23 protein-coding genes and 2 tRNA genes are annotated in these 23,065 nt (G+C 75.1%); 14 read left to right on the plus strand and 11 right to left on the minus strand.

Annotated features, from left to right (window positions below):
• Positions 1-57: 57 nt before the first annotated feature.
• The 5 genes from ABD158_RS13850 to cimA all read left to right on the plus strand — a co-directional run bounded on the left by ABD158_RS13850 (position 58) and on the right by cimA (position 5,981).
• On the plus strand, positions 58-705 hold the full coding sequence (locus tag ABD158_RS13850) for a DUF1684 domain-containing protein (protein WP_344008114.1): 648 nt from the start codon (positions 58-60) through the stop codon (positions 703-705).
• Complete coding sequence (locus ABD158_RS13855; protein ID WP_344008115.1) at positions 705-1,733, plus strand: hypothetical protein; 1,029 nt, start codon at positions 705-707, stop codon at positions 1,731-1,733. The genes ABD158_RS13850 and ABD158_RS13855 overlap by 1 nt, the downstream gene beginning before the upstream one ends.
• 61 nt (positions 1,734-1,794) lie before the next feature.
• The gene (locus tag ABD158_RS13860) at positions 1,795-2,193 is read left to right on the plus strand and encodes an MmcQ/YjbR family DNA-binding protein (protein WP_344008116.1); all 399 of its coding nucleotides are present in this window, start codon (positions 1,795-1,797) and stop codon (positions 2,191-2,193) included.
• 107 nt (positions 2,194-2,300) lie between these two features.
• Positions 2,301-4,163: a serine/threonine-protein kinase gene (locus ABD158_RS13865; protein ID WP_344008117.1), complete on the plus strand. Its 1,863-nt coding sequence runs from the start codon at positions 2,301-2,303 to the stop codon at positions 4,161-4,163.
• A gap of 195 nt (positions 4,164-4,358) precedes the next feature.
• Complete coding sequence (gene cimA / locus ABD158_RS13870) at positions 4,359-5,981, plus strand: citramalate synthase (protein WP_344008118.1); 1,623 nt, start codon at positions 4,359-4,361, stop codon at positions 5,979-5,981.
• A gap of 6 nt (positions 5,982-5,987) precedes the next feature.
• On the opposite strand, the gene ABD158_RS13875 is transcribed toward cimA, so the two are convergent.
• Positions 5,988-6,578, minus strand: a complete 591-nt coding sequence (locus ABD158_RS13875) for a TetR/AcrR family transcriptional regulator (RefSeq protein WP_344008119.1) — start codon at positions 6,576-6,578, stop codon at positions 5,988-5,990.
• Positions 6,579-6,688: 110 nt separating this feature from the next.
• Here ABD158_RS13875 and ABD158_RS13880 point away from each other — a divergent pair, with 110 nt between their 5' ends.
• From ABD158_RS13880 to ABD158_RS13890, 3 genes are all read left to right on the plus strand, one after another.
• Positions 6,689-7,279, plus strand: a complete 591-nt coding sequence (locus ABD158_RS13880) for an NAD(P)H-dependent oxidoreductase (RefSeq protein ID WP_344008120.1) — start codon at positions 6,689-6,691, stop codon at positions 7,277-7,279.
• Positions 7,280-7,342: 63 nt separating this feature from the next.
• Positions 7,343-7,891 (plus strand): NUDIX hydrolase family protein, encoded by a 549-nt coding sequence (locus ABD158_RS13885; RefSeq protein WP_344008121.1) that lies wholly within the window; start codon positions 7,343-7,345, stop codon positions 7,889-7,891.
• A gap of 3 nt (positions 7,892-7,894) precedes the next feature.
• Positions 7,895-8,452 carry a GNAT family N-acetyltransferase gene (locus tag ABD158_RS13890; RefSeq protein ID WP_344008122.1) on the plus strand — a complete coding sequence of 186 codons (558 nt, stop codon included), beginning with the start codon at positions 7,895-7,897 and terminating at the stop codon, positions 8,450-8,452.
• Between the two features lie 27 nt (positions 8,453-8,479).
• Here the strand turns inward: ABD158_RS13890 and ABD158_RS13895 are convergent, their stop codons facing one another.
• The 5 genes from ABD158_RS13895 to ABD158_RS13915 are packed head-to-tail and all read right to left on the minus strand — an operon-like array spanning position 8,480 to position 11,979.
• Positions 8,480-9,457 (minus strand): hypothetical protein, encoded by a 978-nt coding sequence (locus ABD158_RS13895; protein ID WP_344008123.1) that lies wholly within the window; start codon positions 9,455-9,457, stop codon positions 8,480-8,482.
• A complete protein-coding gene (locus ABD158_RS13900; RefSeq protein WP_344008124.1) occupies positions 9,454-10,008 on the minus strand; it encodes an RNA polymerase sigma factor in 555 nt (184 codons plus the stop codon). The genes ABD158_RS13895 and ABD158_RS13900 overlap by 4 nt, the downstream gene beginning before the upstream one ends.
• A 30-nt stretch (positions 10,009-10,038) precedes the next feature.
• Positions 10,039-10,659: an energy-coupling factor transporter transmembrane component T gene (locus tag ABD158_RS13905; RefSeq protein WP_344008125.1), complete on the minus strand. Its 621-nt coding sequence runs from the start codon at positions 10,657-10,659 to the stop codon at positions 10,039-10,041.
• Between the two features lie 7 nt (positions 10,660-10,666).
• The gene (locus ABD158_RS13910; RefSeq protein ID WP_344008126.1) at positions 10,667-11,356 is read right to left on the minus strand and encodes an energy-coupling factor ABC transporter ATP-binding protein; all 690 of its coding nucleotides are present in this window, start codon (positions 11,354-11,356) and stop codon (positions 10,667-10,669) included.
• The gene (locus ABD158_RS13915; RefSeq protein WP_344008127.1) at positions 11,353-11,979 is read right to left on the minus strand and encodes a biotin transporter BioY; all 627 of its coding nucleotides are present in this window, start codon (positions 11,977-11,979) and stop codon (positions 11,353-11,355) included. Before ABD158_RS13915 ends, ABD158_RS13910 begins: the two co-directional genes overlap by 4 nt.
• Positions 11,980-12,069: 90 nt before the next feature.
• Between ABD158_RS13915 and ABD158_RS13920 the strand changes: the two genes are divergently transcribed.
• Positions 12,070-12,654, plus strand: a complete 585-nt coding sequence (locus ABD158_RS13920) for a TetR/AcrR family transcriptional regulator C-terminal domain-containing protein (protein WP_344008128.1) — start codon at positions 12,070-12,072, stop codon at positions 12,652-12,654.
• A gap of 476 nt (positions 12,655-13,130) precedes the next feature.
• On the opposite strand, the gene ABD158_RS13925 is transcribed toward ABD158_RS13920, so the two are convergent.
• The 5 genes from ABD158_RS13925 to ABD158_RS13945 form a co-directional block, all read right to left on the minus strand.
• Positions 13,131-14,894, minus strand: a complete 1,764-nt coding sequence (locus ABD158_RS13925) for an IucA/IucC family protein (protein ID WP_344008129.1) — start codon at positions 14,892-14,894, stop codon at positions 13,131-13,133.
• The gene (locus ABD158_RS13930) at positions 14,891-15,460 is read right to left on the minus strand and encodes a GNAT family N-acetyltransferase (RefSeq protein ID WP_344008130.1); all 570 of its coding nucleotides are present in this window, start codon (positions 15,458-15,460) and stop codon (positions 14,891-14,893) included. The genes ABD158_RS13925 and ABD158_RS13930 overlap by 4 nt, the downstream gene beginning before the upstream one ends.
• Positions 15,457-16,800, minus strand: coding sequence for a lysine N(6)-hydroxylase/L-ornithine N(5)-oxygenase family protein (locus ABD158_RS13935; RefSeq protein WP_344008131.1), 1,344 nt, complete (start codon positions 16,798-16,800; stop codon positions 15,457-15,459). Before ABD158_RS13935 ends, ABD158_RS13930 begins: the two co-directional genes overlap by 4 nt.
• Positions 16,797-18,254 carry a pyridoxal phosphate-dependent decarboxylase family protein gene (locus ABD158_RS13940; RefSeq protein ID WP_344008132.1) on the minus strand — a complete coding sequence of 486 codons (1,458 nt, stop codon included), beginning with the start codon at positions 18,252-18,254 and terminating at the stop codon, positions 16,797-16,799. The genes ABD158_RS13935 and ABD158_RS13940 overlap by 4 nt, the downstream gene beginning before the upstream one ends.
• Positions 18,255-18,363: 109 nt before the next feature.
• Positions 18,364-19,272 carry a 3-methyladenine DNA glycosylase gene (locus ABD158_RS13945; protein WP_344008133.1) on the minus strand — a complete coding sequence of 303 codons (909 nt, stop codon included), beginning with the start codon at positions 19,270-19,272 and terminating at the stop codon, positions 18,364-18,366.
• A gap of 73 nt (positions 19,273-19,345) precedes the next feature.
• On the opposite strand from ABD158_RS13945, the gene ABD158_RS13950 reads away from it, so the two are divergent.
• The 5 genes from ABD158_RS13950 to ABD158_RS13970 all read left to right on the plus strand — a co-directional run bounded on the left by ABD158_RS13950 (position 19,346) and on the right by ABD158_RS13970 (position 23,025).
• Complete coding sequence (locus ABD158_RS13950) at positions 19,346-20,158, plus strand: fumarylacetoacetate hydrolase family protein (protein ID WP_344008134.1); 813 nt, start codon at positions 19,346-19,348, stop codon at positions 20,156-20,158.
• Between the two features lie 29 nt (positions 20,159-20,187).
• Entirely contained in the window at positions 20,188-21,657 is a 1,470-nt protein-coding gene (gltX, locus tag ABD158_RS13955) for a glutamate--tRNA ligase (protein WP_344008135.1), read from the plus strand.
• 13 nt (positions 21,658-21,670) lie between these two features.
• Positions 21,671-22,756 (plus strand): CPBP family intramembrane glutamic endopeptidase, encoded by a 1,086-nt coding sequence (locus ABD158_RS13960; RefSeq protein WP_344008136.1) that lies wholly within the window; start codon positions 21,671-21,673, stop codon positions 22,754-22,756.
• A 44-nt stretch (positions 22,757-22,800) separates the two neighbouring features.
• Positions 22,801-22,872, plus strand: a tRNA-Gln gene (locus ABD158_RS13965).
• Between the two features lie 80 nt (positions 22,873-22,952).
• Positions 22,953-23,025, plus strand: a tRNA-Glu gene (locus ABD158_RS13970).
• Positions 23,026-23,065 lie beyond the last annotated feature (40 nt).

Here is a 23,065-nt window from a genome sequence, read left to right on the forward strand (position 1 = left end):
CTCGGTCGGAGCCGTCGGTCGGCCCTGTCGTCGGCCCCGGCGGGTAGCGTCGCGCGGGTGCCCACCGCCGTCCCCGCCCCGCCCGCCGGCCCGCTGACCCTGGTCGACTGGCGCGACCGCGTCGCCGCCCTCTACGCCGAGGTGCGGGCCGACCCGGACCCCGTCTCCGGCCACGCCACCTGGCGCGCCGGGCGGGCCGAGCTGTTCGCGACCCATCCCGACAGCCCGGTGCGGGACCAGCCGGAGCTGCGGGAGGCCGGCCTGTCGTACTGGGCCTACGACCCGGCCCTGCGCTTCGACGTGGCCCTCGAGCCGGTCACGGCCGGGGAGGAGCCCGACGAGCGTCCCGTCGACACCGGTGACGACGGGGGCACGACCCTGGTGCGCGTCGGCCGCGTCTCGCTCGACGGCCTCGGCACCCTCGACGTCTGGCGCCTGCACCAGTACGGCGGGGGTCTGTTCGTGCCGCTGCGGGACGGCACCTCGGGCCGTCCCGGCGAGGACGGCGCCTCGTCGTACGGCGGCGGGCGCTACCTGCTCGACACCGCGAAGGGCGCCCACCACGGCCTCGGCGACGGGCGCCTGGTGCTGGACCTCAACTTCGCCTACCACCCGTCGTGCCGCTACGACCCGCGCTGGCGCTGCCCCCTGGCCCCGCCCGGCAACACGCTCACGGCACGGGTCGAGGCGGGCGAGCGGTACTGATGGCCGCGGCCGACCTGGACTACGGCCCCCTGGCCCGACGGACAGGGCTGCACGCCGCACTCCGAGGGCTGGCCGCGAACCCCTTGCTGCTGATCGGCACGACGGTGGCGCTCCTGCTGAGCGTCCTGGCCGCTGCGCTCGGCGTCGGTCTGCTCGTCGGCGACGACGACCCGGACGTGGCCCTGGTGGCCGTGTCGCTGTTCTTCGCCGCGGCCGGGGCCTGCGCGGTGGCGGGCGGGGTCGGCCGGGCACGGGACGGCGCGTCGCTGGAGGCATTCGCCACCGCCAACGGGCTCACCTCACTGCACGGGTCACCCGCGGACGACTACGCCGGCCTGGCGTTCGCCGGGGGCGCCCTCGTCGTCCACGTCGGCGTGCGCACCCCCGGCGCGGCGTTCTGCGAGGTGGGCGACTGCCACGACGTGTCGCGGGTGCGCGGGGACGAGGACCACCGCGCCCCGACGCTCTACCTGCGGGTGCGCACCGTCGGGTTCCTGCGCCCCGACCAGGACGCCACGACCCTGCTCGGCGACGCGCTCCTCGAGCACCTCACCGCGGCGGCCGGGCCGACGACGGTCGAGCTCGCGCCCCGCGAGGTGACCGTGATCGGCAGCCGACCCCTGGGGCCGCCGACCCCCCGACGGGTCCGTGAGGTCCTCGGGCTGGCCGAGCGGGTGGCGGCACGGGCGGAGGCGGTGGCGCGGCCGGCGCGACGGCGTCGCGGGGGCCGCGGCGGTCCGGAGGGGGACACGCCGTCGGGGGTGCCGGTCCCCGCACCACCCAGCGCGTCCGTCCCGGGCCCGCGGTTGCGGCCGGTGACGATCGTGCTCGCCACGGTGGTCGTGGTGCTGGGGCTGCCCCTGGGTCTCGCCGTGCTGATGTCGGCCCTCGAGCCCCGGACGGTCGCCGACCCGTGGGTGGGCGCGGTCGTCGCCGTGGCGCTGATCGGTGGCATCTGTGTGGTCGTCACCGCCCTCGTCCGGCTCGCGGTGACGCACCGCGGCCGGCAGGGACGCGGCTCCCGCTGAGCGGCCACCCCCGCGTCGGCGGTCCGGGCCCGGTGTCCGCCACGGCTGCTTCAATCGGCCCATGGCCCACGAGCGGATGTACGACGAGGACGACCCGCTGCTGCTCCGGCTCCGAGAGCTGGCCCTCGCCCTGCCCGAGGCGACCGAGAAGGAGGCGTGGGGCCGCCCGACGTTCCGCTGCGGCAAGATCTTCGCCCTCTACGGGGGCGGGGTGAAGGTGCGGCCCGGCGAGCACGAGCCGCACGACCGGGCCGTGCTGTTCAAGGCCGAGCCGGGCGAGACCGCGGCCCTCGACGAGGACCCGCGGTTCTTCCTGCCCGCCTACTACGGCCCGTTCGGGTGGCGCGGGCTCGACCTCGACACCCCGGACGTCGACTGGGACGAGGTGCGCGAGCTCCTCGACGCGTCGTTCCGGCTCGTCGCGACCCGCCGCGCGGTCAAGGAGCTCGACGCCCGCTGAGCCCCGCCCCGTCCGCCCGCGACCGCCACGGGCCGCCGTCCCCGGTGGGTGCGCCGGGCGTGTCGCGTCGCCCCGGTGGGGCGCACGCGAGCCGCTAACCTCGATGCGTGACCGCCTCCCCCTACGCCCGACCCCCGGGCGAGATCGTCGTGGACGGCTACCTGCTGCTGTCCCGGATCGGCGAGGGCGGCATGGGGGTCGTCCACCTGGCGCAGCGGCCCGGCGGTCCGCGCGTGGCGCTGAAGGTCCTGAGACCGCACGTCGTCGGCGGCGACGAGGGTCGCTCCCGCCTGGCCCGCGAGGTCGCCTCGCTGAGCCGGGTCCGCAGCCGGCGCGTGGCCCACATCGTCGACGCCGACCCGTGGGGCGAGATCCCCTACGTCGCCACCCGCTACGTGCCCGGACCGTCCCTGCACGACTTCGTCGCCGACGAGGGCCCGATGGGCGGCGGCGACCTGCGACGGTTCGCGGCCGGGCTCGCCGAGGCGCTGCGGGCCGTGCACGCCGTCGGGGTGCTCCACCGCGACATCAAGCCCTCCAACGTGCTCATCGAGGGCCGCGACCCCGTCCTCATCGACTTCGGCCTCGCACGCCTCGCCGAGGACGACCGGCTCACCCAGACCGGCTGGCTCCTCGGCACCCCGGGCTACCTCGCGCCCGAGATCCTCCACGGCGACGACCCGACCACGGCCGCCGACGTCCACGCGTGGGCCAGCACGGTCGCCTTCGCCGGCCTCGGACGCTCGCCCTTCGGTCGCGGGCCCGCGATGGCGGTCATGGACCGCGTGCGCCGCGGCGAGCACGACCTCGCCGGGCTGCCCACCCCCGCGCGCCGCCTGCTGGAGCCGGCGCTCCACCCCGACCCGCTGGTGCGACCCACCCTGGACGAGCTCGCCGCCGAGCTCGACGCGCCGCGTCCGCCGGCCCCGGCCGCCGTGCCCGCCGTGGCGGTGGGGGACCCGGAGCCGACGCTGCCCTACGCCGCCGTCGCCCGCCACGACGCCGAGGCGCCCACCGAGATCGGGCCGACCCGTCACGAGACGGTCCACGGGACCCGCCCCGACCTGCTGCCCGTCGTCGGCGACGGTCAGGACGACGACCTGCTGGACGACGACGACCTCGAGGGCCACGGCGACGACCTCGACGGCTACGACGAGGACGACCCGCACGCGCTCCGCACCGCCGTCGGGCCCGAGCCCCAGCGGGCCCCCTACCGCACCCCGCCGCCGATCGACCCGCGCCTGCGACGCGACCCCCACGCCGAGCAGGACCCCGACCGCGACCCCTACGCCCGGCGGCACGACCCGTACGCCGACCCGTACGCGGACCCGTACGCCGACCCGTACGCCGACCCCCACGCCCCGGCCGACCCCCGCCCGCCCGCCGCGGTCCGCGGGCGCGCCGCCCTGCTGACCCTCGCGGGCGGCGCGGCCGTCGCCGCGGGCGTCGCGGCGTACCCCTGGCTCGCCCTCGCGACCGTGCTGCTCCTGACGTGGGTGGCCCGCGGCGTCTCCGCGGCCGACGACCGCGTGCAGCAGCGGCGCATGGTCCGCGGTCGACGCTGGTACGACGTGCCGCGCGCCTCGGTGGCGCTGCCCTGGCACCTCGTGGCCTCGGCGCCGGTGACCGGGCTTTTGTGGCTGTGGTCGCTGGGCTTCGCCGGGTGCGCGGCGGCCGCCGCCTGGATCGTCGGCGCGGCCCCGCCCACCGTGCTCGCCCTCGCCGGCGGGGTCCTCGCGCTGTGCCTGTGGACCGGTCCGGGCGGCGGTCGGGTCCGCGACTCCGTGCGCCGGGCGACCACCCCGGTGGCCCGCGACGCCGCCTCCTGGGGAGTGGCCCTCGTGCTCGTCGGAGGAGGGGCGCTGGTCCTGGCGCTCCTCGTCGGCAGCCAGGGACCGACCTGGACCCCGGCCGAGCAGGCGCCCTGGACCGGGTGGGCCGACACCCTGCCCGGGCCGTCACGGCCCTAGCGGCCCACGGGCGGCCGTCGACCACCGGCCGGACGGCGGTGGTCGGACGCGTCGAGCCGTGGCAGCATGGCGGTCGTGACCACGCGCGTCATCATCATCGCCTAGCGCATCGGGACTCCCCGATGCGCCGACCTCCTGCTCCCACAGGAGGTTTTTTGTTGCTCAGACCAGCCCCGAGAGAGACGGACCAGCCAGATGAACCCGCAGGGTGACTTCCACGTCTACGACACGACGCTGCGCGACGGCGCGCAGCAGGAGGGGCTCAACCTCTCCGTCGCCGACAAGCTGACGATCGCCCGGCGCATCGACGAGCTCGGGGTCGGCTACATCGAGGGCGGCTGGCCGGGTGCGAACCCGAAGGACACCGAGTTCTTCCGACGCGCGCAGACCGAGCTGGACCTCACCCACGCCCGGCTCGCGGCGTTCGGCTCGACCCGCCGCGCCGGTGCCAGGGCCGCCGACGACCCGCTGGTCGCGGCGCTGCGCGACTCGGGGGCGCAGACGGTCACGCTCGTCGCCAAGTCCCACGACCGTCACGTCGAGCTCGCCCTGCGGACCACGCTGGAGGAGAACCTCGCGATGGTCCGCGACACCGTCTCCCACCTGCGCGCCGAGGGACGGCAGGTCTTCGTCGACGCCGAGCACTTCTTCGACGGCTACCGCGACAACCGCGGCTACGCCCTCGACGTGCTGCGCGCCGCCTGGGAGTCCGGGGCCGAGGTGGTCGCGCTGTGCGACACCAACGGCGGCATGCTCCCGCCGTGGGTGACCGAGGTCGTCGAGGACGTCATGACGGTCGCCACCGAGACCGGCGGCCGGGTCGGCATGCACGCCCACAACGACACCGGCTGCGCGGTCGCCAACAGCCTCGCCGCCGTCGCCGCGGGCGCCACCCACGTCCAGGGCTGCCTGAACGGCTACGGCGAGAGGACCGGCAACGCCGACCTCGTCACCGTGGTCGCCAACCTCGAGCTGAAGACCGGCCGCCAGGCGCTGCCCGAGGGGCGGCTGCGCGACGCCACCCGCATCGCCCACGCGGTCGCCGAGAGCACCAACGTGCCGCCGTCCTCGCGCCAGCCGTACGTCGGGGCCTCGGCGTTCGCGCACAAGGCGGGCCTGCACGCCAGCGCGATCAAGGTCGACCCCGACCTGTACCAGCACATGGATCCCGCGGGCGTCGGCAACGACATGCGGCTGCTGGTCTCGGACATGGCCGGCCGTGCGTCGATCGAGCTCAAGGGGCGCGAGCTCGGGTTCGACCTGTCCCACGACAAGGAGCTGCTCACCGCCATCACCGACCGGGTCAAGGAGCTCGAGGCCGCCGGCATGAGCTTCGAGGCGGCCGACGCCTCCTTCGAGCTGCTGCTCGCCGACCTCGCCGGCGGCGGGCGCCCGACGTACTTCGAGGTGGAGTCGTGGCGCGTGATCACCGAGTCCGGTGGCGCCGCGGTCGGCGTCGGGCCGGGCGCGGGCACCCTGGAGGCGGTCTCCGAGGCGACCGTCAAGCTGCGCGCCGGCGGGGAGCGCCACGTGGTGACCGGCGAGGGCAACGGCCCGGTGAACGCCCTCGACCAGGCCCTCCGCGGCGCCATCGGGCGGGCCTACCCCGAGGTCGCGAAGTTCGACCTCATCGACTACAAGGTCCGGATCCTCGAGGCGGGGCACGGCACCGACGCCGTCACCCGCGTGCTGATCGAGACCGCGGACGGGGAGACCTCCTGGGTCACGGTCGGCGTGGGCCACAACGTCGTCGAGGCCTCCTGGGCCGCGCTGACCGACGCGATCACCTTCGGGCTGCGACGCCACCGGGTGGGGTGAGGGCGCTCAGCCCGCCGTGATCCGGCGGGCGAGGTCCAGCCAGGAGGCCAGCACCCGCTCGACGGGGTAGTCCTCGGCGCGCACCGCGGCGTCGAGCAGCGGCACCTCGAGCGGGGCCAGCAGGGCCGTCGCCAGCATCGGCAGGTCCCCGGTGACGCCCAGCTCGCGCAGCAGGTGGCGCAGGTGCAGCACGGTGAACGCGTGCGCGGGCTGGGAGCGCGACCCGAAGCCGCCCGCGGCCCGGATCAGGTCGGCGTGGGTCAACGTCGTGACCAGCCGGGAGCGGCCGAACGCGACGAGCCGCTCCCACGGCTCCGCGCCCGGACCCAGCGGCGGGGGACCGGAGATCACCGCCGCCTGCCACTCCCGCTCGTCGGCGTCCAGCACGGCGGCCATCAACCCCTCGCGCGTGCCGAAGCGGCGGAACACCGTGCCCTTGCCGACCCCGGCGCGCTCCGCCACGGCCTCCATCGTCACCGCCTCGGTGCCGCAGTGCGCCACCAGGTCGCGACCCGCGGCCAGGAGGGCGGCGCGGTTGCGGGCCGCGTCGCTGCGCTCGGACGGCTCGTCGCCGAGCAGGGGCAGGAGGTCGGGCATGGTGCGCCCAACCTAGTCCTCGCCGGCGGCCCCGGGAGGCCCGTGGAATAGAAACGGACCGCGGTCCGTTTGGCCCCCCGACGATGCACCCGACCTCCTGAGGAGCCCTCATGACCAGCACGCCCGCGACCTCCACCGACAGCACCTCCACCGACGGCACCTCCGTCGCCGTCCTCGTCGGCAGCCTGCGCGCCGACTCCGTCAACCGTCGCGTCGCCGAGCGCCTGCGGGACACCGCCCCGGACGGCGTCCGGCTCGAGATCGTCGAGGGCCTCGACCTCCTGCCCTTCTACAACGAGGACCTCGACGTGCCGGGCCGCACCCCGGAGGCCGCGGTCGCGCTGCGCGAGAGGGTCGGCGCCGCGGACCGCGTGCTGGCCGTGACGCCGGAGTACAACGGCACGATGCCCGCCGTGCTCAACAACGCGCTCGACTGGCTCTCCCGCCCTTACGGTGCGGGCGCCCTGGTCGGCACGCCGTTCGGCGTCGTCGGTGTCACCCCCACGCCGTACGGCGGCAAGTGGTCCCACGACGACGCGGCGCGCTCCGCGCGGGTCGCGGGCGCGGTCGTCGTGGAGGACGTCACCGTGTCCCAGTCCTCGATCGACGTCGACGTGCTCGAGGACATCGCCACCCAGGAGCGTCTGGCGGGCGCGCTGAGGACCCTGGTCGGGTTCGCCGGCGAGCCCACCGCTGCCTGACCGCTGCCTGACCGCTGCCTGACCGCTGCCCGGGCCCGGCCGGGGCTGGGGGAGGATGGGCGCATGGCCTCCGTGCGAACTCCCGACCCCAACCCCGGCTGGCTCTCGGAGCTGGCGCTGGAGGAGACCCGCTCCCGGGTGCCGATCCTGTACGTCGAGGCCGTCCCGGTCCGCCTGGACCCCAACGGCGTCGTCGAGAAGGTCGGCGTCCTGCTGCGGACCTCCTCGGCCACCGGGGAGATCATCCGCACCCTCGTCTCCGGGCGCGTCTACCACGGCGAGTCCGTGCGCAGCGCGCTGATGCGCAACCTGGAGAAGGACCTCGGGCCGATGGCGTTCCCGGCGCTGCCGCCGAGCCCCACGCCGTTCACGGTGGCCGAGTACCTCCCGATGCCCGGCGTCAGCGCCCTGCACGACCCGCGCCAGCACGCCGTCGCGCTGGTCTACGTGGTGCCCGTCACCGGGGACTGCGCGCCGCGCCAGGACGCGCTCGAGCTGACCTGGCTGACGCCGCGCGAGGCGCAGAGCGCGGACCTGCGCGGCGAGCTCGAGGGCGGTCGGGGCCTGCTGCTGACCCAGGCGATGGCGCACGTCGGCGCCAACCTGGCCTGAGCCGTGGCCGGCACGACCCTCAAGCAGCGCACCTGCGCCACGGCCGACCTCGGCCCCGTCCAGCTGGCCGGGGTCCGTGCGCTGCTGGTCGACGCCTTCGCGGGCGACCCGGACGGCGACTTCGACGACCACGACTGGGACCACGCCCTGGGAGGGCACCACGTGCTGGTCTGGGACGACGGGTACGTCGTGGGCCACGCGGCCGTCGTGCGCCGCCACCTGGTCCACGGGTCCCGCACGCTGCGGTGCGGCTACGTCGAGGCCGTCGTCGTCCGCGCCGACCGCCGGCGCCGCGGCATCGGCGAGCGCCTGATGGCCGAGGTGGAGCGGCTCCTGGGCGGCTACGACCTCGGCGCGCTCGGCGCCACCGACGAGGGCCGACTGCTCTACGAGCGCCGCGGCTGGCGGTCGTGGCGCGGCCGGCTCTCCGCGCTGACCCCCGACGGCGTCGTGGCGACCCCCGACGACCAGGGCAGCGTGATGGTGCGGCCCGGTCCGGGCGCCGAGCTCGACCTCGACGGCGAGCTCACCTGCGACTGGCGCTCGGGCGACCTCTGGTGACGCCACCCCGCCGGCGACGGCGGCTCCTCAGTCCGTGTAGCGGGCCCCCCGCCACGCGACGTACCCGATGACGGACGGGATCGGCACCTCCAGCCGACCGGGGTCCGTGGTCAGCATCTCCTCGTAACCGAGGACCCGTCCGTCGGCGGGGTCGACCACCAGCAGGTAGCGCGTGGGCAGGCCGCTGGCGGCCGACTCGACCGTGAAGCCGACCCCCGGGCGGCCCAGCCGGTCCGCGAGGCGACCCACCGAGGCGACACCCCGGGTGTCGGCCAGCCATCGCAGGATCGCCGCGCGGGCAGCGGGGCCGGCAGGGCGCTCGAGGAGCGTCTCGACGACCGCGTTCACCCGCCCGGCGGGGTCGGCGGGGTTGCGGGTCGAGAGCTCGGCCGCCATGCCGGCCTCCGAGGTGGGCAGCCGCTCGACCGGCCACCCGTCACTGTCGACACGGGTCTCACGGGTGCCGCCGTCGTCCTCGACGAGTCGGGTCGTCGTCGTCCCGGTGCCGTCGGGTCCGAGGCGCCTGCTCACCTCCTGGGGGACCACGCGCGAGGTGACGTCGACCCCGTCGACGCGGGTGAACAGGCTCCACGACACGTAGTCGACAGCCGCCGTCGCCCCCGCGCCGACGTCGTCGGGCAGACGGCCGGTGCGGCGGGCGATCGCCCGCAGCTCCTGGGCCGCGCCGGCCCGCACCGGCTCGGCCGACACCAGCGGTGGCGGGGTCGCGGCCACGGCCGTCCCCCCGTCGCCCGGCCAGCCTCCGAGGAGTCGCAGACCGGGCAGGGCCACGAGGGCGAGGACCGCGAGCGCGACCACCGTCGCGAGCACCCAGGACCGCGCGGGCGCCACGCGACGCGCCGGCAGCGGCTCCCGGCCGGCGACGATGCGGGCCAGCAGCGCCTCTGACGAAGGGGTCCGGGTGCTCCGGTCGGGCTGGGTCACGGGGTCGGCCGCGCGCAGCAGCGCGACCGCGCGGTCCTCGGCCACGTCGTTCCGGGTCATCGGGTGGCCTCCTTCTCGTTCGGGTCGGGTGTCGGCACGGTGGTGGTCCGTGGGACGCGTTCGTCGAGCGCGTCCCGGAGGCGTCGGCGTGCCCGGTGCAGACGGACCGCGGCGGTGCCGGTGGTGCAGCCCAGCGCGGCGGCCAGTCCGGCTGTGTCGAGGTCCTCCCAGTAGGCGAGCATCAGCACCTCCCGGTCGCGCTCACGCAGCGAGGCGAGCGCGGCGCGGACGGGCGGGCCGGTGTCCTGCTCCTCCACGGAGCCGGACGCGGTCGGTCGCTGCCCCGCAACACGGGCGGCCGTACGTCGCTGGCGGCGCTCGGCTCGCAGCGCGTTGGCCAGGGAGTGCCGTGCGGTGCGGAACAGCCACGGGCGGCCCCCGGCCAGCGCCCGGTCGAGACGTCGCCACGCGACGGTGAAGGTCTCGGCCACGACCTCGGAGGCGGTCTCGGTGTCCGGAGACCGTCGCGTCGCGTAGGCCTGCACCGCCCCGTGGTGGGCGCGGTAGAACACGGAGAACCGCTGCTCGGCGTCCTGCGGGTGCTCCTGCATGGCCCTACATGTCCGGTTCGGAGGCTCTCATTACGGTTCGCCCTGATCGTCCCCCACGCCACGGGCGTGGAGGGCGTGCCCGGTCGCGCGGGAGCGTGCGACGGAGCGGAGCACCAGCGGCACCAGCCGGGCGCGCGGTGAGCTCTCCAGCCCCCGCGCCCGGGCGGCGTCACGGGTCTCGCGGGCCAGCTCGAGGGTGGCGGGTACCGCGCGCAGCATCAGCGAGAACGCCAGCGCCACCGCCTCGGGGGAGACCCCCAGGCGCCGCAGCGGGGCGAGCCCCCGCGTGATCGCGTCGAGCATCTCGTCGATCGGCGTCGTCACGGTGAGGACCGTCGCCAGCACCACGAGGGTCACCACGTCGGAGGCCCGCTCGACCGCGCGCTCCCACCCCTGGGACCAGGCGAGCCAGGCCGCGAGCAGGCCCACCACCAGCAGCACCCCGCGCAGGGCGCGCCACAGCGGTCCGAACCCGCCCGAGACCCACGTCAGCACGGCGCCGGCCGCGACGACCAGGGGGAGGGCGGTCCAGGCGTTGCTCGCGAGCACCACCAGCACCCCGGCGACGAGGAGGCCGAGCAGCTTGGTGCCGGCGCCGGCGCGGTGGAGGGGCGTCGTGCCGGGCCGGTGCAGCCCGAGGAGGTCGCTCACCGGGAGCTCACGCGGTGGCCCGGTAGTGCGCGACGACCTCGCCCGCCGCGCCGTCGGCGACGACCCGCCCACCGTCGACCAGCAGGGCGCGGTCGCACCGGGCGGCCAGGTCGAGGTCGTGGGTCACGAGCACCAGCTGCTGGCGCAGGCCGAGCAGCAGGTCGCCGACCCGGCGCGCGTTGGCCAGGTCCAGCAGCGTCGTCGGCTCGTCCGCGACGAGGACGTCGGGGTCCGTGGCCAGGACGCCCGCGAGCGCGAGCAGCTGCCGTTGGCCCCCCGACAGCGCGTGGACGCTGCGGTCGCCGAGCCCGGCGAGGCCGTGGGCCGCGAGCACGTCCTCGGCGACGCGGCGCCGTACGGCCTTGTCGCGGTGGGTACGCCGCAGCGACAGCGCGACGTCCTCCGCCGCGGTGGGCATCACGAGCTGGGCGGCCGGGTCGGTGAAGACGAACCCGACCCGGCGGCGGACCTCACGGCCGTGACGGGCGACGTCGAGGTCGTCGAGCAGGACCCGCCCGGTCGTGGCCTCGACCAGCCCGTTGAGCAGGCGGGCGATCGTCGACTTGCCGGACCCGTTGGGGCCGACCAGGGCCACGCGGTCCTCGACGAGGTCGAGCGTGGTGGGCGCCAGCACCTCGAGCGGCCCGTCGGTGGTCTCGACGACCACGCCGGCGGACTCGAGGCGAAGGCGGCTCACGCGGGCGCGGGCTGCCTCGTGGCGGCGCGGCGGGCGCGCGAGGGCAGCAGGTCGGGGAAGGCCCGGTGCACCGCCGTCGCGACGACGCCCATCGCGACGTTCTTGAGCACGTCGCCGATCCAGAAGATCTTGTCGGTGTCGAAGGCCTGGGCCCAGGTCATGTCCGCCAGCAGGACCAGGCCGGCCATGCCGGAGGTGTGGATGAACACCGCGCTGCCGACGAGCCCGGCGAGCGCGATGAGCGGGACGCTGGTGGCGAGCTTGGCGCGGGGGAGACGCTCCACGAGGAAGCCGCAGAGCGCCGCCGCGAAGGGGAAGCCCAGCAGGTAGCCCGCCGAGGGGCCCGTCAGCACCGCGAGCCCGGCGGCCCCGCCGGAGAAGACCGGCAGCCCGGCCGCACCGACGACGACGTAGAGCAGCACGGCGAGGAACCCGCGCTTGGCCCCCAGCACCGCGCCGGCGAGGAGGACCGCGAACGTCTGCAAGGTGATCGGCACGGGCCCCGCGACCGGGATCGCCGGCAGCAGGGCGCAGACGGCGATGAGCGCGGCGAAACCGGCGATCAGCGCGATGCTCATGGGGTGGGCGGCTCCGGCGGGGCCGGGACGACGGGGCGAGCTCATGGCGACTCCTGGGCGAGGAGGTCGGCGACGCCGACCTGAACGGCGTTCAGGTTAGGGTGGCCGCTCCGGCCGGTCAACGTGGGGGTGCGCGTGCGCAACAGTCGCGACGACGTCGTCGCCCGCGCTCTCGCGGTGCTCGACGCCTACGGGCTCGGCGACCTCACGATGCGGCGCCTCGGGGCCGAGCTCGGCGTGCGGCCCAGCGCGCTCTACCACCACTTCCCCGACAAGCAGACCCTGCTGGGCGCCGTCGCCGACGAGGTGCTCGCCCGGGGCCTCGGTGGCGCACCCGCGACCCCGCCCGGTGACCTGCCGTGGGACGGGGTCGTGCTCGAGGCCTGCCGGCGCGTCCGGGACGCACTGCTGGCCTACCGCGACGGCGCCGAGCTGGTCGCGACGGTCCGCGCCTTCGGGCTCGGCGGTGCTGCCGCGCTCGAGGAGGTCGCGGCCGCGGTGGCGACCGGCGGCTTCGACGACGACCTGGTCGCGACCGCCTCGCGGGCCCTGCTCCACCTCGTGCTGGGCCACACGGGCGAGGAGCAGACCCACCTGCAGGCGCAGTCGGTCGGCGCCATCGGGGGCGAGCCCCGCCCCGACTCCGACTTCGACGCCGCGGTCGGCCTGCTCGTCGCCGGGCTCCGCGCCACCACCCCCGGTGCCCGCGCGGACGCGTGACGAGGTCGCGGTCGGCGCGCTCAGGTCCCTGGGTCCGAGACGCGGGCAGCCCAGTCGGTCGAGGTGCGGACGGCACCGGTGGTCGAGGTGCGGACGGCACCGGTGGTCGAGGTGCGAGTTCGCGAGGCACGAGCGGGTGAGCCACGAGACCCGGTGATGTTCACGTGCCTCGTGGTGCGGGGGCCTCGTGGCGTCGGTGGAAGGTGGCCTCGCCGGACGCGGTCCAGTGGGTGTCGTCGCGGGTGTCGTGGACGCGGCGGTGGTGGTGGGGCCGCGCTGGTGACCATGGACCCGGACTCAGACGCGGCCACCGACACCGGAACCCAGCGACGAGACCACCCTCCACACCCCCGAACCGGCCCGATCTCGGTGGTCTCGACGCCGCGCGCTCCCGTCGACAGGCTCAGGACACCGCGCCAGGGCTCGCGAGCTGCTCGACCACCTCACGGGGCGGCTCGGTCACCGGAGGGTGGGCCTCAGCCGGCGAGGGGGTTGGGCATGGTGCCGGCGAAGGCGAGCGAGGAGGCCTGGTCGGTGAGGTCGACCATCTGCAGGGTGTTGCGCAGCTGCAGTCGGTTCAGGCAGGAGTGGCGGAACTCGGGCCGGCGCAGGTCGTAGCGGGCCGCGGCGTCGGCGAGCTCGGGGTGGTCGGCCTCGTGGCGGGCGACGACGTCGGCGACCAGGGCCCAGAAGTCCCCGGCGTCGAGGAGCCCGTCCGCGTGGAGGACTCCGGCGAGGTGGCGCAGGTAGCCGTCCATGACGTCGGTGTGCAGCGCCAGCGACCGGACGTCCTGGGGCACGTCGGCCCGCGCGCGCTCCACCTCCGCGGGCAGCGGCTGGTCGTCCATGACGGCGACCTCCTCGCCGATGTCCTTCATCACCACGCGCGTCACGACGTGGTCGCGCAGCACCAGGACCAGGTTCTCGCCGTGCGGCATGAAGGCCAGCTCGTGCGCCAGCAGGCAGTGGACCAGCGGGCGGACGTACGCCTCCAGGTACGACGCCACCCACTCCCGGGCGCCCAGGCCCGACGCCGCGACCAGCCCGCCCACGAGCGAGTCGCCCGCCGCGTCGCGGTGCAGCAGGGAGGTCATGCTCGCGAGCCGCTCGCCGTCGCCCACCTGCGGCCGCGCCGACTCCCGCCACAGCGCCGCGAGCATCTTCTTCTGCGCCGAGGGGCCCTCGACGCGGTGGTAGACGTCGCCGGTCCACCCGATGGCCGCGCGCTCGCGCAGCACGGTGAACCCCGTCGCCTTCAGCTCCGGGTCGCCGGCGACCAGGTCCGCGACCCAGTCGTTGATCGCCGGCGTCGCCTCCATGTACGCCGGGGACAGCCCCCGCACGAAGCCCATGTTCTGCACCGACAGCGCCGTCTTCACGAACGACCGGTCGGGGCGCGAGGTGTTGGCGAAGGTGCGGATCGACTGCTGCGGCCGGTGGACGTCGGGGCCCTCGCCGAGCAGCACGAGGTCCTCGCGCGCCAGGTCCGGTCCGAAGGTGACGCCGACCCGCTGCCACTGCCACGGGTGCAGGGGCAGGCACAGGAAGTCGCGCGGATCGAGGCCGCGGCCGCGCAGGACCTCGGCGAACGCCGCCCGGGTCGCCTGGTCGAGCTCCGCGTCGTAGAGCGCGTCCTCGGTGAGGCCGCGCCCCAGCGAGAGCCGCGCCCCGCTGCGGCGGGCGGCCAGCCAGAGCAGGTGGACGTCGGGCCCGGCCTCGGGGGCGTAGGCCGCGTGGTCCGCGGGGGAGAAGCCGATCCGGCCGTTGTTGGCGACGAAGCCGGGGTGGCCCTCGGTCATGGCCGACTCGACCGTCTGGTGGTCGGCGACGGCGAGCTCGGCGGCGGTCTCGGTGCGGTGGGCGAGCTTCCAGCACGCGGCGCCCAGCGTGGCGGCGACCTCCTCGAGGTAGAGCGGCTGCATCCGCGGCGGCACGCCGAGCGCCTCGGCGTGCTCCAGCACGAGGGCCTGGGCGTCGAGCGGCGCCGGACGGCCGTCGACGGTCCGGGCCAGGCTGCCCTCGTCGACGAGCCAGTGCTCGAGCGGCAGGACCTCGGCGGTGAAGGTGTGGACCGAGCGCCCGTCGGGGGAGGCGAGCCGCCACCCGTCGGCGGTCGGCTCCGGGGCCAGCAGCCGCTCGTGGCTGTACTCCGCGATCGCCTTCGCCACGAGGTGACGCTGGGCGCGCGCGAGCAGCTCCGGGTCGAGGTGGTGGGGGTGCGTGGCGGTGGGGGACGTCATGCGGGCTCCTGACGGGAGAGCGGGGAGGCCAGCCAGGCCTCGCGGGTGGCCGTGGACAGGGCGGCGACCTTCGTGGCCAGCGGCACGAGGCCGACCACGGTGAAGCCGGCCTCGGCGTTGAGCCGGGCGATCGCGGCGTTGCGGGCGTCCGGCTCCACGACGACCCGTCGTACGGCGGGGTCGGCGAAGCAGTGGCGCATGGTCGCGGCGAAGCAGCGGCGGGTGAACCCGGGCACCGGGTCGGCGCCGTCCGCGGGCGGCGCCACGAGGACGTGCATGCCGAGGTCGCCGTCGGCGAGCTCAGGCCGCCCGCGGACCTCCGAGGCCGCCGACCGTGCGGGGTCGTAGGTCTCGACGAGGAACGCGGGCACGCCGTCGAGGTGACCCAGCCAGCAGTGGTGGTGCGGGTCGGCGGCGAGGTCGTCGTACGCCGCGACGACCTCGTCGCGGGTGAGGCCCTGCATCTGCCAGTAGACGGCTCTCGGGTGGGTCACCCAGGCGTGCAGCTCCTCCGCGTGGTCGCGGTGGTGGAGGGGGAGGAGTGCGACGGTCGCGTCGGGGCTCACGGGCGGTCCCCGCGCAGGTGCTCGGGCACCCCGAAGCTCTGCACGGCGACGCGCTTCTCCACGGCGTAGACCTCGCGCCCCGTCATCGTGTTGACGAGCACCGAGCTGCGGTGGGCGCCCATCCCGAGGTCGGGAGCGACGAACCCGTGGGTGTGCTCCTCGGCGTTCTGCACGAAGACCTCGCGCTGCGCGTGGTCCACGGCGTACGTCGGGCCGGCCAGGAACCGTCCGTGCTCGTCGAGGCGCAGCCGGTCCCGGACGCCGTCGAGGAACGCGGGCGCCGGGCCCGCGGCGTAGCCGGTGGCGAGCACGAGGCCCTGCGTGCGCACGGCGAAGTCCTCGCCGGACTCGGTGTGGTGCAGGCCGAGGTCGTACGCCGTGCCGTCCCAGCGTGCGTCGACCAGCTCGGTGGCGGCCACCAGCGTGGCCGGCACGCCCTGGCCCGTGGCGCGCAGACGGTAGTGCAGGGCGGCGACCGCGTCGACGGTGTGCGTGCTGATCCCCTTGTAGAGCACCGGCTGCTCGGCGAGGAGCCGTGCGCGGGTCGGGGCGTCGAGGCCCTGGAAGTAGGCGGTGTACTCGGGCGACGTCATCTCGAGGGTGAGCCGCGAGTCGTCCATCGCCCAGAACCGGGGGCTCCGGGTCAGCCAGGTGAGCTCCGGGCCGCGGCGCCCCGCGGCGGTCGCGTCCGTCGTCGCGGTGAGCAGGTCGAGGTAGACCTCGGCCGCGGACTGCCCGCTGCCGACCACGGTGACCGAGTCGAGCGCCAGCAGCTCCTCGCGGCGCGCCAGGTAGTCCGCCGTGTGGAGCGCGGGCCCGCCGGCGTCGGTGACGCAGGCCGGCAGGCGGGGCGTGGTCCCCACGCCGAGCACCAGTCGGCGGCCGTGGACGACGTCGCCGGCGGCGGTCGTCACCACGTAGGCGCCGCCGTCGTGGGTCACCGCGGTGACCCGCTGGCCGAGGCGCACCGACGCGAGGCCGTCGGCGGCCCAGCGCAGGTAGTCGCTGTACTCGCGGCGCAGGGGGTGGAAGTCCTCGCGGATGTAGAAGGGGTAGAGCCCGCCGGTCTGCTTGAGCCAGTTCAGGTAGGACCAGCGGTTGGTCGGGTCGGCCATCGAGACCAGGTCGCCCAGGAACGGGACCTGGAGCGTGGAGTCGGGCAGGAGCATGCCCGGGTGCCAGGTGACCTCGTCGCGGGCCTCCAGGACGACGCCGTCGAGGTCGGCGACCGGCTCGGCCAGCGCGGCCAGCCCGAGGTTGAACGGGCCGGCGCCGACGGCGACGAAGTCGTGCACGTGGCTCCGGGTCGGGGTCGCGGTCGTGGTGGTGGTGGTGCTCACGCGGACCACCGCCCCTCGCCGGCGAGGAGCTCGTGGCCGACGGCGCCGACCAGGTCGAGGACGCCCTGCACGTCGGCGTCGGTCGCGGCGGGGTTGAGCAGGGTGAGCTTGAGGTGCTCGCGGCCGTCGACCTTGGTGGCCGCCACGAGCGCCTGGCCGCGGTCGTAGAGCGTCTGCCGGATCCGGGGGACGAGCGCGTCGGCGGCGTCCTCGGTGAGGCCGGGCGGGCGGAAGCGGAAGACCAGCGTGCTCAGGTGGGGGGCGAGCGCGGCCTCCAGGTCGGGGTGGGCCACCACGTGCGCGTGGCTGCGGGTGGCGAGCCCGACGACGGTGTCGACGTGCTCGCCGATCAGGTCGGGCCCGAGGGTGCGCAGCGTCAGCCACAGCTTGAGCGCGTCGAACCGCCGCGTGGTCTGCAGGCTCTTCTCGACCTGGTGCGGCCGCTCGTCGGCCTCAGGGTTGAGGTAGTCGGCGTGCCAGGCGGTGTGCACCAGCAGCCGCCGGTCGCGCACGAGCAGCGCGCTGGAGGAGACCGGCTGGAACCAGGTCTTGTGGTAGTCGACCGTCACCGAGTCGGCGCGCTCGATCCCCGCGAGGCGGTGGCGGTGGCGGGCCGAGACGAGCAGGCCACCGCCGTACGCCGCGTCGACGTGGAGCCACGTGCCGCGCTCGGCGCAGGCCCCCGCGACGGCGTCCAGGGGGTCGATCGCGCCGAAGTCGGTCGTGCCGGCCGTGGCCACGACGGCCATGGCCACCAGGCCGACCTCGTCGAGCCCGGCGAGCAGTCGGTGGAGGGCGGCGACGTCCATGCGCCGGTCGGCGTCGATCGGCACCGGCAGCACGGCGTCGGCGCCGAGGCCGAGCAGGCGGGCGGACTTCTGCACGCTGAAGTGGGCGTCGGCGCTGGCCAGCACGCGCAGCCGCGGGAGCTGTCCGTCGGCGGCGCCGGCCAGCGCGGCGTCGCGGGCGAGGTGGAGCGCCTGGAGGTTGGACTGGGACCCGCCCGAGGTGAAGACGCCGTCGCTGCCCGGACCGAAGCCGATCCGGGCGCAGGTCCAGTCGACGAGGTGACGCTCGACGAAGGTGCCGCCGACGGACTGGTCGAAGGTGTCGAGGGAGGAGTTCACGGCCGAGACGAACACCTCGGCGGCCAGCGCCGGCAGCACGACCGGCGGGTTCAGGTGGGCGGCGTACGCCGGCTCGTGGAACCACACCGCGTCGTCGAGGTAGACCCGGCTCATCTCGTCGAGGGCCGCGGCGAGGTCGCCGACCGGCCGGTCGAGGTCGACGTCGGTCACGAGCTTGGCGACCTGCTCGGGGGAGGCGCCGGTGGCCGGGCCGTCGACGCCGCGGACCGTGGCCGCGAGGTGGTCGACGCTGGCACGCATGGCCTCGACGTAGCCGTCGAGGTTGTCGGGGGAGAACAGGTGGTCCGAACGGGGGGCGAGCGACACCGAGCGCTCCTCGGGGTGGGGGATAGGTAAGGCTTACCTTACTGGCACGGCGTCACCGCGCCGCAAGGTGACCCCCACCACCCAGGGGCACCGATCGGGTGGCCGCGGATCAGGTGGCCGCGGCGACCGCGTCGGCCTCCAGGAGCCGCTCGCACCACGCCGCGAGGCGGCGGCGCAGCGGGGCGGCGCGGGCGGCGAAGGCGGCCTGCGCCGCGGCGTACTCGCGCTTGCCGTCGGCGGTCTCGATCCGGACGGGCGCGGGATCGACGCCGGGCACGCCGGTCAGGTCGTACGGCGAGGCGCGCATGTCGAGCACGCGGATGTCGGCGGCGAGCGCGAAGCAGTCCAGCACGAGGTCGGAGTCGACGAGCGGGCTGAGGCGGTAGGCGTGCTTGTAGAGGTCCATGCCGGCGTGCAGGCAGCCGGGCTGCTCGAAGTCCGCGCGGTCCTCCGAGGCCGGTCGCAGGGTGTTGAGACCGCGCGCGGAGTCGGTGAAGAACCGGAACGCGTCGAAGTGGGAGCACGCGATGCGGTGGCCCTCGACGACGCGGTCGGTGCCGGCCGACCCCAGCCGCAGCGGCAGCGCGTGGCGCACGTCGCCGTCGGCCTGCCCGTGGACCATCGCCCACTCGTGCAGCCCGAAGCAGCCGGTGTGGGCCGGCCGGCGCTCGGTGGCGCGCAGCAGCCGGTGCAGCGTGGTCACGAGGACCCGTCGCTCGGCCAGGAAGGTGTCCGGGACCACGACGCGACCGGTGGCCGGGTCGGTCGCGTAGCCGCGCCACGCGGCGTGCGGCGCTCCCGCCGGGAGGGACACGCCGTGCCCCGGGTGCCAGCGCCGCAGCCGCCCGGGCCGCTCGGCGTAGTAGGTGAACAGGAAGTCGTGCACCGGGTGCCTCTCGCCGCGCGACCGACGCTTGGCGTACGGGCCCACGAGCCGTTCCCACCGCGCCTCGTGGGCGAGCGTCCGCCCGGCGAGGTCCGCGTCGTCGAGGACGACGGTCGGGACGGCGGCGAGCACGGGGCGAGGATACGAGCACCCGGCGGCTCGCCGCGGCCACCGACCGCCCGACCGTCCTCGGTAGGGTCGCGGGGTGCGTATCGCGAGGTTCACGACAGGGGACGAGCCGGCCTTCGGCGTGGTGACGGGGGAGGTCGACGAGTTCGGCCAACCGGCCGAGGACACGGTCGTCGTGCCGCTCTCCGGCGACCCGCTCTACGTCGGGATCAAGCAGACCGGCGAGGAGGTCCCGCTCTCGCAGGTCCGACTCCTGGCGCCCGTGCTCCCGCGCAGCAAGGTCGTCGGCATCGGGCGCAACTACGCCGCCCACGCCGCGGAGCTCGGCCACGAGCTGCCCAGCGAGCCGCTGATGTTCCTCAAGCCCAACACCTCGGTCATCGGACCCGGGGACCCGATCTTCTACCCCCGGCAGACCGGCAACCTCCACTTCGAGGGCGAGCTGGTGGTGGTCATCGGCCGCATCTGCCGCGACGTGCCCGCGGCCCAGGCCACCGACGTGATCTTCGGCTACACCGTCGGCAACGACGTCACCGCGCGCGACCTGCAGCGCTCCGACGTCCAGTTCACCCGGGCCAAGGGCTTCGACTCGTTCTGCCCGCTCGGGCCGTGGATCGAGACCGACCTCGACCCCCACGACTTCGCCACCGGCCGCCGGGTGCAGACCCACCTCAACGGCGACCTGCAGCAGGACGGCACCACCAGCGACCTGATCTTCGACGTCCCCACCCTCGTCGAGCACGTGTCGTCGGTGATGACGCTCCTGCCGGGCGACGTGATCATGACCGGCACCCCCGAGGGCGTCGGCCCGATGGAGGTCGGCGACGAGGTCGAGGTCTCCATCGCCGGCATCGGCAGCCTGACCAACCCCGTCGCCCTGCGCGACTGACCCACCACCGATCCAGGAGCACCCCCCAGATGAGCGACGTCCGCGTCCGCATGGCCCCCAGCCCGACCGGCAGCCCCCACGTGGGTCTGGTCCGCACGGCGCTCTACAACTGGGCCTTCGCCCGCCACCACGGCGGCACCTTCGTCTTCCGGATCGAGGACACCGACACCGCGCGCAGCACCACCGAGTCCTACGACGCGCTGCTGGACCTGTTCCGCTGGCTCGGCCTGGACTGGGACGAGGGGCCGGAGGTGGGCGGCGACGTCGGGCCCTACCGGCAGTCCGAGCGCTCCGAGATCTACCGTGACGTGCTCGGGCGCCTCGCGGACTCGGCGTACACCTACGACTGCTTCTGCACCACCGCCGAGGTCGACGCCCGGCGGGCGGAGTCCGGCTCCAAGATCCAGGGGTACGACGGGTTCTGTCGCGAGCTGACGGCCGAGCAGCGCGCCGCCTTCGAGGCCGACGGCCGCCTGCCGGTCGTCCGCTTCCGGATGCCGGACGGCACGATCGGCTGGGACGACCTGGTGCGCGGCGAGGTGTCCTTCGAGACCCGCTTCGTGCCCGACTACGCGCTGTGCCGCGCCAACGGCGACCCGCTGTACACCCTCGTGAACCCCGTGGACGACGCGCTGATGCGGATCACCCACGTGCTGCGCGGCGAGGACCTGCTGTCCTCCACGCCGCGCCAGCTGGCGCTGTTCGACGCCCTCGTGGCGCTCGGCGTCGCGCAGGAGGTCCCGGCGTACGGGCACCTGCCCTACGTCATGGGCCAGGGCAACAAGAAGCTCTCCAAGCGCGACCCCGAGGCCAACGCGCTCGGCTACCGCGACGAGGGCTACCTGCCGGAGGGGCTGCTGAACTACGTGGCGCTGCTCGGCTGGTCGATCGCGCCGGACCGCGACGTGTTCACCCTGCCCGAGATGGTCGAGGCCTTCGACGTCCGCGACGTGAACCCCAACCCGGCGCGCTTCGACCTCAAGAAGTGCGACGCCATCAACGCCTCCCACATGCGGCTGCTGGGCCTCGACGACATCACCCACCGCGCGCTGCCGTTCCTCCAGCGCGAGGGCGTCGTCTCCGACCCCGTCTCCGACGCCGACGCGCGGCTGCTCGAGCTGGCCATGCCGCTGGTGGCCGAGCGCATCAACAAGCTCGCCGAGGCGCCCGCGATGCTGGGCTTCCTGTTCGTCGACGAGGCCGACTTCGCCCTCGACCCCGCCGACGCCGAGAAGCTGCTGGACGCCGAGGGACGCCGCGTCGTCGACGCCGCCCACGACGCGCTGGCGCCGCTCGGGGAGTGGTCCACCGCCGCCATCCAGGACGCGCTGCAGGCGGCGCTCGTGGACGGTCTGGGGCTCAAGCCCCGCCTCGCCTTCGGCCCGGTGCGCGTGGCGATCACGGGCAAGCGGGTCAGCCCGCCGCTGTTCGAGTCGCTCGAGCTGCTGGGCCGCGAGCGGGGGCTGGCGCGACTGGCCGCGGCCCGCACACCCGCCTGACAGACTCGGCGGGGTGAGCGAGCAGGTCCGACCCGTCCCCGCCGACCCCTTCGGGCCCCCGGCGCCCGCAGCCCCGCCGGCAGCCCCTCCGGCAGCCCCGCACGGCGACCCGCTGGCGCTGAGCGACGAGCAGTTCGCCGCGGCGTACGGCGACCGCTACCCGCCGTTGCCCTACCACCAGCTGCTGCGGGCCGGTCCCCGCTTCGGCTTCTGGTGGGCGCTGCTCGGCACGGTGCTGCTGGCCGTCACGATGGTGCTCCTGGCGCCGCTGGTGTGGCTGCTGCCGTTCGTGGTGGGCGTCGCGCTGAGCGGCGGCGACGTCGGCGCGTGGCTGCTCGGGGTGAGCTCGCTGAGCGACCCGACCCCGTCGATGCTCGCCTACCTGATGCTCACGCTCGCCTCGCTGATCCCGGCGTGCTGGTTCGTGGTGCGCGTCGTGCACGGCGTCCGGCCGCGCTGGCTGACCTCCGTGGCGCCGCGGATGCGCTGGCGCTGGTTCGCGACCTGCCTCGGGCTCGCCGTCGTCGCGCTCGTCGCCACGGTCGTGGTGTCCGCGGTGCTGCCCGCCGGCACCGGCGGCGCCGAGACCGACGGCAGCCTGAACGCCTTCACCGCGACCACGCTGTGGTTCCTGCTCGTCGTCGTCCTGATCGTGCCGTTCCAGGCGGCGGGGGAGGAGTACCTCTTCCGCGGCTACCTCACCCAGGCGCTCGGTGGGGTGTTCGGCTCGCGGTGGGTCGCGGTCCTGCTCCCCGCGCTGCTGTTCGCCCTGGCCCACGGGCTCGGTCAGAGCGTCCCGGTGTTCTTCGACCGGTTCGCCTTCGGCGTCGTCGCCGGGGTGCTCGTGATCGCCACGGGCGGGCTCGAGGCGGCGATCGCGATGCACGTGCTCAACAACTTCCTCGCCTTCGGCCTCGCCCTCGCGGTGGGGGACCTGGGCAGCTCCCTGAACCCCACGGGGGGCAGCTGGTGGATGATCCCGTCGACCCTCACCCAGTCGCTCGTCTTCCTCGGTCTGACGGTCCTGGTGGCCCGTCGTACCGGGCTCGCGACCCACGCGACGGGACGCGCTTTGGTGGCGTCGCAGCGACGCGTGTAAGGTCATCTCTCGGTTCCTGGAGGCGACTCCAGGGGCTGCAGCAGTGGGATATGGTGTAATTGGCAGCACGACTGATTCTGGTTCAGTTAGTCTTGGTTCGAGTCCAGGTATCCCAGCGAATCGCGCGCCCGAGCGTCATCCGGGAGGCGCGATTTGGTGCGTCAGGGCCGGTGTGGCTAGGGTTCCTGATCGTCAAGCCCCCGTTGTGTAGCGGCCTAGCACGCCGCCCTCTCAAGGCGGTAGCGCCGGTTCGAATCCGGTCGGGGGTACATCCGCAGCAGGCCCGGTCCCCAGGACCGGGCCTGCTGT

Origin of the sequence: Nocardioides lentus, from assembly GCF_039529515.1 — a bacterium.
Lineage (GTDB): Bacteria > Actinomycetota > Actinomycetes > Propionibacteriales > Nocardioidaceae > Nocardioides > Nocardioides lentus.

Excerpts from the sequence above, each read along its gene's own strand:
- ABD158_RS13855 (WP_344008115.1), top strand. The coding sequence starts at position 705 with ATGGCCGCGGCCGACCTGGACTACGGCCCCCTGGCCCGACGGACAGGG.
- ABD158_RS13860 (WP_344008116.1), top strand. The coding sequence starts at position 1,795 with ATGGCCCACGAGCGGATGTACGACGAGGACGACCCGCTGCTGCTCCGG.
- cimA (WP_344008118.1), top strand. The coding sequence starts at position 4,359 with ATGAACCCGCAGGGTGACTTCCACGTCTACGACACGACGCTGCGCGAC.
- ABD158_RS13875 (WP_344008119.1), bottom strand. The coding sequence starts at position 6,578 with ATGCCCGACCTCCTGCCCCTGCTCGGCGACGAGCCGTCCGAGCGCAGC.
- ABD158_RS13880 (WP_344008120.1), top strand. The coding sequence starts at position 6,689 with ATGACCAGCACGCCCGCGACCTCCACCGACAGCACCTCCACCGACGGC.
- ABD158_RS13885 (WP_344008121.1), top strand. The coding sequence starts at position 7,343 with ATGGCCTCCGTGCGAACTCCCGACCCCAACCCCGGCTGGCTCTCGGAG.
- ABD158_RS13895 (WP_344008123.1), bottom strand. The coding sequence starts at position 9,457 with ATGACCCGGAACGACGTGGCCGAGGACCGCGCGGTCGCGCTGCTGCGC.
- ABD158_RS13900 (WP_344008124.1), bottom strand. The coding sequence starts at position 10,008 with ATGCAGGAGCACCCGCAGGACGCCGAGCAGCGGTTCTCCGTGTTCTAC.
- ABD158_RS13915 (WP_344008127.1), bottom strand. The coding sequence starts at position 11,979 with ATGAGCTCGCCCCGTCGTCCCGGCCCCGCCGGAGCCGCCCACCCCATG.
- ABD158_RS13925 (WP_344008129.1), bottom strand. The coding sequence starts at position 14,894 with ATGACGTCCCCCACCGCCACGCACCCCCACCACCTCGACCCGGAGCTG.
- gltX (WP_344008135.1), top strand. The coding sequence starts at position 20,188 with ATGAGCGACGTCCGCGTCCGCATGGCCCCCAGCCCGACCGGCAGCCCC.